This is a genomic window from Pantoea sp. SJZ147, assembly GCF_007828605.1.
Classification (GTDB): Bacteria; Pseudomonadota; Gammaproteobacteria; order Enterobacterales; family Enterobacteriaceae; genus Pantoea; species Pantoea allii.
The window spans coordinates 214,875-229,486 of sequence record NZ_VIVB01000006.1; the positions used below are offsets into that span (position 1 = coordinate 214,875).

General features: G+C 53.6%; 13 protein-coding genes. 4 read left to right on the forward strand and 9 right to left on the reverse strand.

Annotated elements, in window-relative coordinates:
- The first annotated feature begins 93 nt into the window (after positions 1-93).
- Positions 94-810 carry an outer membrane permeability protein SanA gene (sanA, locus tag FBY13_RS11085; RefSeq protein ID WP_063880207.1) on the forward strand — a complete coding sequence of 239 codons (717 nt, stop codon included), beginning with the start codon at positions 94-96 and terminating at the stop codon, positions 808-810.
- Between the two features lie 463 nt (positions 811-1,273).
- On the opposite strand, the gene mglC is transcribed toward sanA, so the two are convergent.
- The 7 genes from mglC to FBY13_RS11120 form a co-directional block, all read right to left on the reverse strand.
- A complete protein-coding gene (gene mglC, locus FBY13_RS11090) occupies positions 1,274-2,284 on the reverse strand; it encodes a galactose/methyl galactoside ABC transporter permease MglC (protein WP_063880208.1) in 1,011 nt (336 codons plus the stop codon).
- Between the two features lie 19 nt (positions 2,285-2,303).
- Complete coding sequence (gene mglA / locus FBY13_RS11095) at positions 2,304-3,824, reverse strand: galactose/methyl galactoside ABC transporter ATP-binding protein MglA (protein ID WP_145394159.1); 1,521 nt, start codon at positions 3,822-3,824, stop codon at positions 2,304-2,306.
- A gap of 70 nt (positions 3,825-3,894) precedes the next feature.
- Positions 3,895-4,890, reverse strand: coding sequence for a galactose/glucose ABC transporter substrate-binding protein MglB (gene mglB / locus FBY13_RS11100; protein ID WP_063881216.1), 996 nt, complete (start codon positions 4,888-4,890; stop codon positions 3,895-3,897).
- A 317-nt stretch (positions 4,891-5,207) separates the two neighbouring features.
- Positions 5,208-6,248: an HTH-type transcriptional regulator GalS gene (galS, locus tag FBY13_RS11105; protein ID WP_109717372.1), complete on the reverse strand. Its 1,041-nt coding sequence runs from the start codon at positions 6,246-6,248 to the stop codon at positions 5,208-5,210.
- 142 nt (positions 6,249-6,390) lie between these two features.
- Complete coding sequence (gene yeiB / locus FBY13_RS11110; protein WP_145394160.1) at positions 6,391-7,551, reverse strand: DUF418 domain-containing protein YeiB; 1,161 nt, start codon at positions 7,549-7,551, stop codon at positions 6,391-6,393.
- Positions 7,552-7,601: 50 nt separating this feature from the next.
- Positions 7,602-8,267, reverse strand: coding sequence for a GTP cyclohydrolase I FolE (gene folE, locus FBY13_RS11115; RefSeq protein WP_014594111.1), 666 nt, complete (start codon positions 8,265-8,267; stop codon positions 7,602-7,604).
- A 125-nt stretch (positions 8,268-8,392) separates the two neighbouring features.
- Complete coding sequence (locus FBY13_RS11120) at positions 8,393-9,520, reverse strand: YbfB/YjiJ family MFS transporter (RefSeq protein ID WP_096010840.1); 1,128 nt, start codon at positions 9,518-9,520, stop codon at positions 8,393-8,395.
- Between the two features lie 106 nt (positions 9,521-9,626).
- Here FBY13_RS11120 and FBY13_RS11125 point away from each other — a divergent pair, with 106 nt between their 5' ends.
- The 3 genes from FBY13_RS11125 to fghA all read left to right on the forward strand — a co-directional run bounded on the left by FBY13_RS11125 (position 9,627) and on the right by fghA (position 12,598).
- Complete coding sequence (locus FBY13_RS11125; protein WP_063880214.1) at positions 9,627-10,538, forward strand: LysR family transcriptional regulator; 912 nt, start codon at positions 9,627-9,629, stop codon at positions 10,536-10,538.
- A 78-nt stretch (positions 10,539-10,616) separates the two neighbouring features.
- Positions 10,617-11,741 (forward strand): S-(hydroxymethyl)glutathione dehydrogenase/class III alcohol dehydrogenase, encoded by a 1,125-nt coding sequence (locus FBY13_RS11130; RefSeq protein WP_063880215.1) that lies wholly within the window; start codon positions 10,617-10,619, stop codon positions 11,739-11,741.
- An 11-nt stretch (positions 11,742-11,752) separates the two neighbouring features.
- Complete coding sequence (gene fghA / locus FBY13_RS11135) at positions 11,753-12,598, forward strand: S-formylglutathione hydrolase (protein ID WP_063880216.1); 846 nt, start codon at positions 11,753-11,755, stop codon at positions 12,596-12,598.
- 36 nt (positions 12,599-12,634) lie between these two features.
- Here fghA and FBY13_RS11140 read toward each other — a convergent pair whose 3' ends face one another.
- A complete protein-coding gene (locus FBY13_RS11140; RefSeq protein ID WP_145394161.1) occupies positions 12,635-13,423 on the reverse strand; it encodes an ABC transporter ATP-binding protein in 789 nt (262 codons plus the stop codon).
- Complete coding sequence (locus FBY13_RS11145; RefSeq protein WP_096010843.1) at positions 13,423-14,499, reverse strand: iron ABC transporter permease; 1,077 nt, start codon at positions 14,497-14,499, stop codon at positions 13,423-13,425. The genes FBY13_RS11140 and FBY13_RS11145 overlap by 1 nt, the downstream gene beginning before the upstream one ends.
- Positions 14,500-14,612 lie beyond the last annotated feature (113 nt).

Below are 14,612 nucleotides of genomic sequence, written 5' to 3' on the forward strand. Positions count from 1 at the left end.
ATTTACACCAGCCAAACGGGGTAAACTTGCTTAGCAGGTGTAGCTCAAGTAGCCTTGTCCCACCAAAACTTCTGATCTCGAGTGCTCAGGCGCATGCTGAAACGCGTTTTCATTGCTCTGCTTTTCATCATCTTAACGATGGTGGCGACGGCGTTCGGCCTTGATCGCTGGATCAGCTGGAAAACGGCACCTTATATTTATGACAACCTCGCGTCGCTCCCCCATCGTCAGGTGGGCGTCGTGCTGGGGACGGCGAAATATTACCGCACGGGTGTGATTAATCAGTATTACCTCTACCGAATGCAGGGCGCGCTCAACGCCTATAACAGCGGTAAAGTTAACTACCTGCTGTTGAGCGGTGACAATGCACAGCAAAGCTACAACGAACCGATGACAATGCGGCGCGATTTGATTAAAGGCGGTGTCGATCCTGCTGATATCGTGCTGGACTATGCCGGCTTCCGTACGCTGGATTCGATTGTGCGCACGCGCAAGGTATTTGATACCAATGACTTTATTATCATCACCCAGCGCTTTCACTGCGAGCGGGCACTGTTTATCGCCTTGCATCTCGGCATTCAGGCTCAGTGCTACGCGGTGCCGTCCCCTAAAAATATGCTCAGCGTGCGGATGCGAGAAGTGGGTGCACGTCTTGGCGCGCTGGCGGACCTGTTTTTACTGAAGCGCGAACCGCGTTTCCTTGGCCCGCTGGTACCGATCCCTGCCGTGCATGAGATACCTGAAGATGCACAAAGCTATCCGGCCGTGACCCCGGAACAACTGCTGGAACTCGAACAGAAACGCCGTTAGTTATCCCGCCAGCTCAGTGCTGCTTTTCCTTAACTGAAAGGGCTGACGAGACTTCGCACGGCGCTTCCTGCCCTGCCATCTTTTCATCCTGCCGTTCTGCCGTTCTGCCGTTCTGCCGTTCTGCCGTTCTGCCGTTCTGCCGTTCTGCCGTTCTGCCGTTCTGCCGTTCTACTCTCAGTGTTAGAAATCATACGAAAAGGCAACATCGCATCCAGCGCCCGTCGAGGGCAGAAGACGAGCAGGCACGCAGAAGACTGTTCTTCACTGGCCAGTTTATGCACTTATCGACTTACGGATTTCTGGGTTTGCGGGTTTGCGGGTTTGCGGGTTTGCGGGTTTGCGATTTTAGCTGATGAACTGATGATATTAAGGCCGTGCCCGGCCTAAAGACCAGCTGACGAAGACGCATGTGCACGGCCCAAAAAAAGCGGCCCGGAGGCCGCTTGTATGATTGCCACTGCTGTTATTTTTTACGCGAATACTTCAGCGAGTCGAGCGCCACAGCAAAGATAATGATGCCGCCCTTGATGATGTACTGCCAGTAAGGGTTCACACCGATGTAGGTCAAACCGTAGTTGATAACGGTAAAGATCAGAACACCGGTAACCACGCCCGCAACAGTACCCACACCACCGGCGAAGGAGACCCCGCCGACGACGCAGGCTGCTATTGCATCTAACTCATACATAAAGCCGAGGTTGTTGGTGGCTGAGCCGATACGGCCCGCTTCCAGCATGCCGCCGAAGGCATAAAACACACCGGACAAGGCATAAATTAAAATCAGGTTCAGGTTAACATTGACGCCTGAGACTTTCGCCGCTTCCGGGTTGCCCCCGATGGCAAAAATGTTTTTACCAAAGCGGGTTTTATTCCACAGAATCCAGACGAAAACGATGGCAACCAGCGCATAGAACGTGATGTACGACAGCTTGAAATCACCGAAACGCAGGAACCCCTGAGTAAAGGTTGAGAAGCCGTCATAAAAGCCTGCGATAGGTGACGCACCCACAAAGTCGTAATACAGGGAGTTAATACCGTAAACGATAATCATGGTGCCGAGCGTGGTAATAAACGGCGTCACTTTGAGATAGGCAATAATAATACCGTTAACCAGCCCAATCACTGCACCAATTGCACAGACGATCAGAATAACCACTGGGATCGGTACGGTTTCCATGTGTGGAAACACTTTATTGACGTTATCCATCGACTGCAGCAGCGTTGCCGCGACAACCGCCGCCAGTCCCACCTGACGGCCTGCTGACAGGTCCGTACCCTGGGTCACAATCAGCCCGGCGACGCCCAATGCGATAATAATACGCACCGAGGACTGGGTGAGAATGTTACTCAGGTTCATTAAACTTAAAAATGTCGGGTCCTGGAAAATAATAATAGCCAGTAGTACCAGCAGTACGACATAAATGCCGCCCTCTTTAAGCCAGGTTAGCGCATTCTTTTTTGTAGTCGCTTTCATGTTAACAGCCCTTACTTCATTAAAGGTGTAATGACGCTAAACGCAATATTTCGTTCTGCGTGGTAGTTTTCGTATCAACAATGCCGGCTACCAGACCGTTACTCATTACCAGAATACGATCGGTGATGCCTAACAGCTCTGGCATTTCGGAAGAGATAATAATGATGCCCTTTTCTTTCTTTGCCAGCTCCGCCATCAACTGGTAAATCTCGAATTTGGCACCCACATCAATCCCGCGCGTCGGTTCATCGAGCATTAATATTTCGGGCTGAGTCAGCAACCAGCGTCCAATAATCACTTTCTGTTGGTTACCACCAGAAAGGGAACCAATTTGCGTATGATGCCCAGGGGTTTTTACCCGCATGGAATCGATCACCCATTGGGTATCGCTTTTCATGCGTTTATTATCCAGCAGGCCAATACTGTTCTTATATTTTTTGATATTGGATATAAGAGAATTAAAGCCAATATCCAAAAAGGCATAAATACCGGTAGAACGACGCTCTTCCGTCACCAGTGCAAAGCCGTGGTTAATGGCTTCATTGGCCGTATGATTGTTAATCGTTTTACCATGCAGTTTAATGGTGCCGCCTGATTTTTCGCGAATGCCAAACAGCGTTTCAACGATATCAGTACGTTTTGCACCCACTAACCCGGCAATGCCGAGTATCTCCCCTTTACGCAAATCAAACGAAATATCACGAATAGAAGGCTGACGCAGTGAGGTCAGATTACGCACCTCAAGAATGGTTTCTCCCGGGACGTTGATACGATCCGGGAAGCGCTGGCTCAGTGAACGTCCGACCATCATGGCGATGATCTTATCCATATCCAGCCCTTCAAGCGGCTGAGTCGTAATCCACTGACCATCACGCAGGATGGTAATTTCATCGCACAGCTGGAAGATCTCTTCCATCTTATGCGAGATATAAACAATACCGCAGCCGCGATCTTTCAGCTTACGGATAATCGTGAACAGATGATTAACTTCTTTTTCCGTTAAGGAGGAAGTCGGTTCATCCATGATCACGATTTTTGCGTCATAGGAAAACGCTTTAGCAATCTCAATCATCTGCATTTGCGAGACAGAGAGATGGGCGACTTTATCACGAGGATCGATGTTGATATCCAGCTCGTCAAAAATCGCTTTGGTATCACGGTACATTTTGTCCTGATCGACAAAGAAGCCTTTGCGTGGATAACGCCCAAGCCACATGTTGTCCATCACGGTGCGTTGCAATACCAGATTTAATTCCTGATGCACCATTGATACGCCGTTTTCCAGCGCTTCTTTGGAGCTTTTATAATCAATTTCCTGCCCTTGAAAAAGAATACTGCCGGTATCTTTTTTATAGATACCAAATAAGCACTTTAACAACGTCGATTTACCAGCGCCGTTTTCACCCATCAGTGCATGAACGGAGTGAGGCCGCACTTTTAAATTAACGTTATCGAGAGCTTTCACGCCGGGAAATGATTTACTGACGTCGGTCATTTCCAGCAGATATTCGCGCTGCGCGGTCGTATTATCACTGGCCATAATTTACCTGGCTAAAAAACGGTGATGACATAAAAAAGGCGCAGCAGCTGCCGCGCCCATCTGCAAAAACTTATTTCTGGAACTGAGACAGGTTTTCTTGATCGACCGGTACATAAGGTACGCGGACGATCTTATCTACCATCTTGAAGTTGGTGCCTGCCGTAGCCGGTTTGCCATCTGCAAGGTTTTTCGCCATATCAATGGTCGCTTTCGCCTGGTTTTCCGCGTCATTCAGCACGGTACCCGCCATTGCACCTGACTTAACCAGCGCCAGCGCTTCAGGCAACGCATCCACACCGAATACCGGAATGGAAGACATGTTGTGCGCTTTCAGTGCTTCAACTGCGCCCATTGCCATTGCATCGTTGTTAGCGATAACCACTTCAATTTTCTTAGCGTTTGGACCAGACAGCCATGCGTCCATCTTATCCTTCGCCTGAGCGGTATCCCACATAGCCGTATCCATCGCTAACTTCTGGGTTTTCAGGCCGTCTTTGTTCAGCGTGTCGATAACATATTTGGTACGTGCTTCTGCATCAGGATGGCCCGGCTCGCCTTTCAGCAGAACATACTGGATGACGCCATCTTTATTCAGGTCCCATGCTGGGGTCGCTTTCCAGTGCTTCTCAATCAGTTTGCCCTGAATCACGCCTGACTCTTTAGAGTCGGTACCCACGTAGTAAGCTTTGTCATAGCCGGCCAGCACTTTAGCGTTAGGCTCTTTATTGAAGAACACCACGGGAATATCGTTAGCACGGGCTTTTTGCACGACAACGGCCGCCGCAGCCGGGTCAACCAGGTTAATGGCTAACGCTTTCACGCCTTTTGCCATCAGCACGTCAATTTGATCGTTCTGTTTGGATTGATCGTTCTGTGAGTCATTCATCAGCAGCTGAATGCCGCCCAGTGTATTGGCTTCTTTCTCGATATCTTTACGAACCATCGACATAAAGTTGTCGTCGTATTTGTAAATGGTCACGCCGATGCGTGTGTCAGCGGCATGAGCAGTTGCACCAAACATCATGCTGGCAACCAGTGCTGTGAGCGTGAAAACCTTCTTATTCATGGTATCTCCGGTTTTTTTTGCAGGGTCTTTTTTTGTTCAGCCGCCCAGAAGGCGTCAGAACATCAGGTAGAATTATTCGGCGAGGCAGGATGCGCTTTATCAGGCGGAGCCCCTGCTGTGCCATGCAAAACTCGACTTCCGTGACTTCCGTGTAGGCAATGCATCCATAGTGCGTGTCATGAACCATGTAAACCGACGCCCGGTCGGCCCCCTCATGAAGAGAGTGGCGTTACATAATGTTTCAGTACTGTTAGACGCTGCCATCATAGTGAGAGCAATGTTAATTAACTGTGAATACAATCACAGATTGAAAACGGTTACATCGCTGAATCGCCTGAATTAGTGACGGACTCCACAATTTGCTTTTGCGCCACCGAGTGGCGGCGTACCAGCGTCGGCATAAAGATGTGTTTTGCACTGCTGTCGATACAGCCCGCCGCGCCCTGAAGCGCCAGCTCAGTGGCAAGTTTCGCCATAGAAACAATAGGATAACGGACCGTGGTCAGTTGAGGATCGGTATAACGTGAAATCGGGATATCATCGAAGCCCACCACTGAAAAATGCTGGGGCACCTGAATACCGTTGTCTTTTAAGGCCGTGAGGGCCCCCGCCGCCATGCTGTCGTTGTAGGTGAAGATGGCACTGAGGTTGAGATTGCGGCCCAGGAGTTCCACCATTGCCGCTTCGCCCCCTTGCATATCAGGCTCCGCGCTGGCAATCCAGCTTTCCTGCGGGCGAATACCCTGCTCTGCCATTGCCTGCAGCCAGCCTTCCCGCCGCTGCGCGACATCTTCGATAGGATGGCTGGAACACAGATAGCCAATGCGGCAATGACCCTGTTGCAGCAGCATTCTTGAGGCCATCAATGCGCCTGTTACATTATCAAGGCTGACGCAACGGTGCTCAAAACCCGGCACGCTACGGTTAATCACCACCATACCGGGCACCTGGCTCATAAAATCAGCCAGTTCCGCGTCTGAAAGCGTTTTCGCGTGCACCACCAGCGCATTGCAGCGTTGGCGAATCAGTACCTCAATCGCGTGACGTTCTTTCTCTTCATGGTGCCAGGAGTTACTGATCAGAACATGTTTATGTACGCGCTGTGCCACCGTGTCTACCGCCTTGACCAGCGCGCCAAAAAAGGGGTCGGACACATCCATGACGACCACCCCGATGGTATCGCTCACCTGGGTTGCCAGCGCCTGTGCATTGGCATTTGGGCGATAGCCCAGAGCGTCAACCGCCTGTAACACCACATCACGTGTTTCAGCGGTGACCGCGCTGCTGTTATTTAGTACGCGCGAAACGGTAGCGACCGACACACCGGCCTGACGCGCAACATCACGAATCGTTATCATGCAGCACTTCCAGAGAGATAAGGCATTATGCCAGTTACAACACCGGCGCTATTTTGTCAGGGAAGACGGGCGTGCAGCGTGAATTACGTCACATCAATGAAAACGGTTACATACAATTCTGTAACCTTTGTGATGGCGGTCATTATCTTTCAGAAGGGGAAGTGGATGAGGTACCTGCCGCAATTTGCGTCAGACGACGCCAGACCCATTCCATTGGGCCCTGCGGGAAATAGCGCAACCACAGCACAGAAAACAGCAGGTTAACGCACCAGATGGCCGGTACCAGCATAACCAGCTGTAGCCGTGAGAAATGCATAAACAAGCCGAAGCGGTAAAACAGCGTGGTGCATATCAGGGATTGCAACAGATAGTTGCTGAGCGCCATCCTGCCCACGCAGCGGATGGCATAGCTCAGCCGCCAGCGTTGGAGAGAAGGCCAAAAGCCGAAACATAATGCGACATAGCCAAGACTGATCAATGGACTGGCCAGGTCACGCGGCAGTTGCAGAAAAAAAGCGCTCCAGCGGTAATCCCAGTCGACCCACCACTGTGCGGCAACACCGACAGTAGCGATCAGTAACCCCAGCGGCAATAACATTGCGGCTACGCGCCGGTAGTGGTGCACCGGAAAGGCGCCTTTCAGCCAGCCACAGCGCACCAGAGCAGCACCCAGCATCATCAATCCGGCCAGTTGCCAGCCATACTGCGCCACCAGTGCCATCAGGCCCGAGGAAAGGTGGTCCAGACGAATCTGCACGGCAGCCAGCCCACCCGTCAGCTTCCAAAACTGCTCATACTGAATCCCGGCAGCACCCGGCAGCCACGATGGCGAAGGTTCAGGGCTGGAGATAAGCCCGAACACCAGCAATACGGCACATCCCATTAGATAGAGCAGGACGCCCGTGTTAATGAGCCCCCGCGTTGAAGGTACATCACGCAACATACGCCAGGTGATCAGCCCGATAATGCCGTAATCCAGTAAAATATCCCCTTCCCAGATAAAGACACCGTGAATAAATCCCAGCACCACTAACAAGGATAAACGGGCACTCAGCCAGCGACTGCCGCGTGACAGCTGCATTTGCAGTCCTGCGCCAAACAGCAGAGCGAATAGCGTCAGGAATTTGAGCTGGGCAAAGATGTCGGAAATGGCCCATGTCCAGGCATCAGAGAGCGTGACGCTGCCTTGCCAGGCGGGATTGAGATACGCGGCGGAAGGTAAACCAAAGCCAATAATGTTTAACACCAGAATGCCGAGAATGGCACAGCCCCGAATGAAATCCAGCACGAGGTAGCGTTGCATGTGGAATCCTGAAGTATCAGGCAGACGACAGCCGCGCCCGCCTGTCAGCTTTAGTTATGACGTACCGCGCGCAGAAATTCCTGACGGGTGTTTTGGCTGGATTTAAACAGGCCGCCCAGCGAGGTCGTCGTGGTCGCGCTGGTTGCATCCTTCACGCCGCGTGCTTTGACACAATAGTGAACGGCATCAATCGAGACGGCAACGTTGTTGGTGCCCAACAGCGTCTGCAGCGCCAGCAGAACCTGCTGGGTTAAACGCTCCTGCACCTGAGGCCGCTGTGCGAAAAACTGTACGATACGGTTGATCTTCGATAAGCCAATCACTTTATCTTTGGGGATGTAGGCAACCGTCGCTTTCCCATCGATAATCACAAAGTGATGTTCGCAGGTGCTGGTCAGCGTAATGTCGCGAACCGTGACCATCTCATCCACTTTCATCTTGTTTTCAATGAGGGTGATTTTGGGGAAGTTGGCATAATCGAGACCGGAAAAGACCTCATCGACATACATTTTGGCGATGCGGTGCGGGGTTTCCATCAGGCTGTCATCTTCAAGATCCAGATTCAGCAGCTGCATGATTTCCGTCATATGGCCTGCAATCAGGCTTTTACGCGTTTCATCGTCTATTTCACGCGTGGGTGCACGCAGCGGCGTTTCCAGTCCACGCGCCAGCAGCGCTTCGTGGACCAGTGCAGCTTCCTGACTTAAGGTACTCATCTTACTCTTCTCCGGCAGGTGTTGCGCCCGCCGTTTGTTGCCAGCGGGTCATATTACTGAGCGCGTATTGTGAAACTTTCTGTGCAGGTAATCCAGCAATCAATCTGATTGGGGATGAAAGCTTTTCATGCTGCCCGCCGCCAGACCAGCAGCCCTGCCCATATCAGGCTGGCACCGGCGACCCACAAGGCAGGCTCCAGGCGATGTAAGAACAGCGTTGAAAGCGAGGAAAGCATCGGCCCTGCCAACTGCCCAATCGCATATCCGGTTGTCAGCAGCCCGGCCATGTAACGCATATGTTGCGGTGCCAGCTCACGGGCGCAGAGCAGCGACAGCTGCACCACGCACAGAAAGCCCCCGCCGACCAGCAGCGCGCCTGTTAGCAGGCCGCTGAATCCAGGGAGCAGCGCCGCCGCCAGCACGCCCAACGCCTGCGCCCACAGCACCACGGCTAAGCGGGCATGGCTGCTGCCTGTCCGGCGAGTAGCAATGCCTAACACAATACCCACAACTGCCGCCCCACCGAATACCGGCCAGACAAACTGGGCCGTGGCACTGTCAGGGAAACGCGCCGCCGCCATCTGTGAAAGAAAGGTTGCTGGCAAAATATAGCCAAAGCCGGCCAGACTGTAACTCAGAACCAGTCGCTTCAGGTTGCGGGTCAGAACCAGCGGTTGCGGGGCCTGTTCGGGCCGATGCAGTTCACCCGCGCGCGGCAGGTTGCGGCTGATAAGCGCGACCAGTACCGCTGCCAGCGCTGCATAAACCGACCAGGCCAGTGCTGCGCTGACCTGTAAACTGTGTAGCGCCACGGCCAACAGGCCGCTGACAAAAATGCCTGCGCCCGGCCCGGCAAACACCGCTGCCGACAGGCCGGGACGGCCATGGTGGTGCAGTTGCTCGTTGCTCCACGCCGCGACCAGCACCATCGCCCAGCCGCTGGCCCAACCAATAACAAAGCGGATCACCCCATGCCATCCAGGCCCGTCAGCCAGGGCTGACAACGCCGTCAGTACAACGGTGCCCCATATTCCCAGTTGCAGACGCAGCTCAACGCGTTGGTGCGCGCGCATGGCATCAAAAGAACCACACAGATAACCCAGGTAGTTTAACGCCGCCACCAGGCTGGCACTGGTGAGGGTTAACTGATGTTCCTGGATCATCAAGGGCACCTGCGGGGTAAAGGTAAAGCGCCCTATTCCCATAGCCACAAACAAGGTTAAAAATGCACTTATCGCCACGCGAAACGCCATCTGGTACCTCAGTTTTTTGCGTTGAAACTTGCTTATAGCATGAACGATGCTTAAACTCACAAAAAGTGAATAATCTTAAGCAACTTGTTTACGGTAAGAGAACACTATGGATTTAGTTCAGTTACGTATGTTCTGTTCCGTGGCAGAGAGCGGTTCCCTGGCCCGTGCGGCAGAACACTTGCATCGGGTACCGTCCAATCTCACCACGCGCCTGCGCCAGTTGGAAGAGGAATTGGGGGTGGATCTGTTTATTCGCGAAAAACAGCGCATCCGGTTATCGCCTATGGGCCATAATTTCCTTAATTACGCACAGCGTATTCTGGCGTTGAGTGATGAAGCATTAAGTATGACCCGGGCGGGTAAGCCTGGCGGTAACTTCGCGCTTGGCTCCATGGAGAGCACGGCGGCGACGCGCCTGCCCGGCCTTCTTGCTGCCTACCATCAACGTTTTCCTGCGGTCGCCTTATCGCTGATCACCGGCACCTCGGGAGAAATTATCGATCGGGTGCGCGAAGGCACCCTGGCGGCAGCCCTGGTCGATGGACCGGTTCAACACGACGATCTCAATGGCTGCATTGCCTTTCGCGAGGAAATGGTTTTAATCACCGACCTTGACCATATCCCGGTGACCTGCGCACGGGACACCCAGGAGGATACCTTGTTTGCGTTTCGTAACAGCTGCTCCTACCGGGTTAAACTTGAAGCATGGTATCGCGACAGCCAGGCGGCACCTAACACGGTGATGGAGATTCAGTCCTATCACGCCATGCTGGCCTGTGTGGCGGGCGGTGCTGGCGTTGCCATGATACCGGCGTCGGTCCTGAAACAGATGCCAGACCGCGCCCGTGTGCAGGTACACAGCCTTCCGGCTGAATACCGCGACACCGCCACCTGGCTGATGTGGCGACGCGATGCCTTCACGCCCAACGTTGAGGCGCTGAAGTACCTTATTATCGAACAATTTCACGATCGTCCGCTCAATGATGAGCTGATGCATCCATTGCATGCAGCGGAATAGTGTTTCCGCGCTATTTTTAACTTATCACGACCATCCAGACGCCATGTCGCGTCACAATCTGACTGTAAGAGGGATTGCATGAACATGATCAAAACCCGCGCCGCCGTAGCCTGGGCCGCAGGCGAACCGCTGAAAATCGAAGAAGTGGATTTAATGCCGCCGCAGAAAGGGGAAGTGCTGGTGCGTATCGTCGCGACCGGCGTCTGTCATACCGATGCTTACACACTGTCTGGCAGCGATCCCGAAGGCGTGTTTCCGGCCATTCTGGGTCACGAAGGCGGTGGCGTTGTTGAAGCGGTGGGCGAAGGCGTGACCAGCGTTGAAGTGGGCGATCACGTGATCCCGCTTTACACGCCAGAATGCGGCAAATGTAAGTTCTGCCTGTCCGGTAAAACCAACCTGTGTCAGGCCATTCGTACCACGCAAGGCAAAGGTCTGATGCCTGACGGTACTACGCGTTTCTTCAAAGACGGCAAGCCCATTTTCCACTATATGGGCACCTCCACCTTCTCTGAATACACCGTCGTGCCTGAAATCTCGCTGGCAAAAATCAGTAAAGAAGCCCCGCTGGAAGAAGTGTGCCTGCTGGGCTGTGGTGTGACCACCGGCATGGGTGCGGTGATGAATACGGCTAAGGTTAAAGAAGGCGATACCGTTGCCATCTTTGGTCTGGGCGGTATTGGACTATCCGCAATCATCGGCGCAAAAATGGCCAAAGCCGGTCGCATTATTGGTATTGATATCAACACCAGCAAGTTCGATCTGGCCCGTAAGCTGGGCGCGACCGATCTGATTAACCCGAAAGATTATGACAAACCCATTCAGGATGTGATTGTTGAACTCACCGACGGCGGGGTGGATTTCTCATTTGAATGTATCGGTAACGTCAACGTCATGCGCTCTGCCCTTGAGTGCTGTCATAAAGGCTGGGGTGAGTCGGTGATCATTGGGGTGGCGGGTGCGGGTCAGGAAATTTCGACGCGTCCGTTCCAACTGGTTACTGGTCGTGTCTGGCGTGGCTCTGCCTTTGGTGGCGTAAAAGGCCGCTCACAGTTGCCTGGTATTGTGCAGGATTATCTGGACGGCAAATTTGCCCTGAATGATTTCATCACGCACACCATGCCGCTGGAAGAGATTAATGACGCCTTTGATTTAATGCATGATGGAAAATCGATCCGCTCCGTCGTGCATTTTAATAAGTAATCGGGGGCGCTATGACATCTACTCTGGAGCTGCTGGAAGAGCATCGAATTTTTGGCGGCTGGCAGCAGCGCTGGCGTCATCAGTCACAGGTGCTGAACTGCCCGATGACGTTCAGTATCTATTTGCCAAGCCCGCGCGGTGATTCCCCACCGCCGGTGGTGTGGTTTCTGGCGGGGCTGACCTGCAATGATGAAAACTTCACCACCAAGGCGGGCGCGCAGCGTGTTGCCGCCGAGCTGGGTCTGGTGTTAATCATGCCAGATACCAGCCCACGCGGTGAGCAGGTCGCCAATGACGAGGGCTATGATCTGGGTCAGGGCGCGGGCTTTTACCTTAATGCCACGCAACAGCCCTGGGCAAGCCACTACCGTATGTTCGACTACCTCAGTGAAGAGCTGCCCGCAGTGGTTGCCGATAACTTTAAGGTCAGTGAACGTCAGTCAATCATGGGGCACTCCATGGGTGGACATGGCGCACTGATGCTGGCATTACGTCTGGGCAATCGCTTTGCGTCTGCCTCGGCGTTTGCGCCTATCGTCAACCCGTGCGACGTTCCCTGGGGTCAGAAAGCATTCACGGCCTATCTGGGAGAAGATCGCCAGGCCTGGCGCGCGTATGACAGCTGTCAGTTGATGCATAACGTTCAGCATCGCCTGCCGTTGTTGATCGATCAGGGCGACAGCGATCAGTTCCTGGCCGATCAACTCCAGCCGGAGCGCTTAGAAGCGATTGCCCAGGAGATGGGCTTTCCATTAACACTGCGTATCCAGCCTGGCTACGATCACAGTTACTTCTTCATTGCCAGTTTTGTCGAAGATCACCTGCGCTTCCATGCGCAACACCTGTTGGTAGGGTGATATAAAAAAGGGGATTGCCTGAGCAATCCCCGGATTCTACGCCAGCCCTTCCTGGACCAGCCCGTCAATCATGACCTGCGGTGTTCCTCGCGAACAGTGCTCAATGCGGCCCTGCACGCCGTAAACCTGCGCCAGCGTGGCGGGTGTAATGACGTGATCCGGCGCGCCTTCAGCAATGAGTTTGCCCTCTTTGAGCATCAACGCATGCTGAGCGTGGCGCAAGGCGATATTGATGTCGTGCACCACCACCACCGTAACCATATTGCGCAGCGCGGTTTCGCGCCGGACCAAATCCATCACGTGGAACTGGTAATTTAAATCCAGCGCGCTGAGCGGTTCATCCAACAGCAGCAGCGCAGGCCGGCGAATAAGTGACTGCGCCAGGCCAACCAACTGTTTTTGTCCGCCAGACAGCTGGTCGAGATAACGCATGGCCAGATGAGCGATGCCCAACTGCTCCAGCAACACCATCACGTCCGCTTCGCTGGCGGCACTGTGTAATCCACTAGAGGCACGCTGCGCCACAATAATGGACTCCAGCACGTGCAGGTGAACACCCGCCGGCAGGGATTGGGGTAAATAAACCACCTGCCTGGCACGGCGCGCGAAAGGCTGGGTCATCAGGTCTTCCCCGTTTAGCCACAGTTCGCCCTGCCCTTTATTCAGCCCGGCCAGTGCACGCAGCAGCGTTGATTTGCCGCAGCCGTTCGGTCCAAGCAATACCGTAATCTCGCCACGCGGCAAACGCGCGACATTCAGGTTTTCAATCACCCGACGTTTAGGGTAACCGGTGGTGAAACCGCCCAGGCTTAAACCTTGTTCCATCACACATTCCCCCGATGGCGCAGAATAATACTCAGGAAGAACGGCACACCAATCAGCGAAGTGACAATGCCGACCGGAATGATCGCGCCAGGGATCAGGTTCTTCGACGCCACGGAAGCCAGCGACAGCACCAGTGCACCGGTAAGTGCGCTGGCAGGCAAATAAAAGCGATGATCTTCACCAAACATAATGCGTGCAATATGGGGTGCGACCAGGCCAATAAAGCCAATGGGGCCAACGAAAGCGACCGCCAGTGCGGAAAGCACGCTGATGCGCAGCAGAGTCGCCAGACGCAAGCGACGCACATCGATACCAAAACTGATCGCCCTGTCTTCCCCCAGCCGCAGCGCGGTGAGCTTCCAGCTACTGAGCATGGAGAAAGGAACCAGCACCGCAAAGGCTGCACTCAGTACACCCAGTTTTTCCCAGGACGCGCGCGCCAGGCTGCCCATGGTCCAGAACACCAGTCCCTGCAGCGTATCTTCACTGGCGATAAACTGCATCATCGAAACCAGTGCATTGAAGGTAAACACCAGGGCGATACCAAACAGCACCACACCTGACGAGGACACCTGGGTCCAGCGTGTAATCCCGTCCAGCATTAATGCGGCGAACAGGGCAAACAGAAACGCGTTAGCTGAAATAAACCACTGCCCGGAAATACCGGGAATACCCACGCCCAGAATAATGGCCAGCGCTGCACCAAACGCGGCCGCAGAGGACACGCCCAGCGTGAAGGGGCTGGCAAGGGGATTATTCAGGATGGTTTGCATTTCCGCCCCGGCCAGGCCGAGCGCCAGGCCGACAACAATGGCCATTAATGCATAGGGTAAGCGGATATCCCAGACGATCACGCGTGTACCCGCATCAACGCTCTCGGGAGACAGCAGTGTGTGCCACAGCACGGATAAAGAAAGCCCTGCCGGACCGAGCGTAAAATCGAGAATGAGTGAGGCGAGTATTGCTATCAGCAGCGCGCCCAGCCAGAACAGGCGGCGGCGCACAACCTGATGATAGTTTGTCAGTGTGTGCTGATGGCCCTCTTCAGCACCGATCAACGAGGATTCCGTTGTCATGATTCAACCCAGTAATGGCTCCAAAATTAAAAACGCAGCCACAATAGTGCAGGTGATAATAATTATCAATTCATCGAATGTTAACAGTGATGACGTAAGGTAAAAAGCGCACG

Coding starts and splice junctions, on each gene's coding strand:
- yeiB (WP_145394160.1), bottom strand. CDS start 7,551: ATGCAACGCTACCTCGTGCTGGATTTCATTCGGGGCTGTGCCATTCTC.
- FBY13_RS11140 (WP_145394161.1), bottom strand. CDS start 13,423: ATGGAACAAGGTTTAAGCCTGGGCGGTTTCACCACCGGTTACCCTAAA.
- mglB (WP_063881216.1), bottom strand. CDS start 4,890: ATGAATAAGAAGGTTTTCACGCTCACAGCACTGGTTGCCAGCATGATG.
- mglC (WP_063880208.1), bottom strand. CDS start 2,284: ATGAAAGCGACTACAAAAAAGAATGCGCTAACCTGGCTTAAAGAGGGC.
- FBY13_RS11130 (WP_063880215.1), top strand. CDS start 10,617: ATGAACATGATCAAAACCCGCGCCGCCGTAGCCTGGGCCGCAGGCGAA.
- mglA (WP_145394159.1), bottom strand. CDS start 3,824: ATGGCCAGTGATAATACGACCGCGCAGCGCGAATATCTGCTGGAAATG.
- fghA (WP_063880216.1), top strand. CDS start 11,753: ATGACATCTACTCTGGAGCTGCTGGAAGAGCATCGAATTTTTGGCGGC.
- galS (WP_109717372.1), bottom strand. CDS start 6,248: ATGATAACGATTCGTGATGTTGCGCGTCAGGCCGGTGTGTCGGTCGCT.
- folE (WP_014594111.1), bottom strand. CDS start 8,267: ATGAGTACCTTAAGTCAGGAAGCTGCACTGGTCCACGAAGCGCTGCTG.
- FBY13_RS11120 (WP_096010840.1), bottom strand. CDS start 9,520: ATGGCGTTTCGCGTGGCGATAAGTGCATTTTTAACCTTGTTTGTGGCT.
- FBY13_RS11145 (WP_096010843.1), bottom strand. CDS start 14,499: ATGACAACGGAATCCTCGTTGATCGGTGCTGAAGAGGGCCATCAGCAC.
- sanA (WP_063880207.1), top strand. CDS start 94: ATGCTGAAACGCGTTTTCATTGCTCTGCTTTTCATCATCTTAACGATG.
- FBY13_RS11125 (WP_063880214.1), top strand. CDS start 9,627: ATGGATTTAGTTCAGTTACGTATGTTCTGTTCCGTGGCAGAGAGCGGT.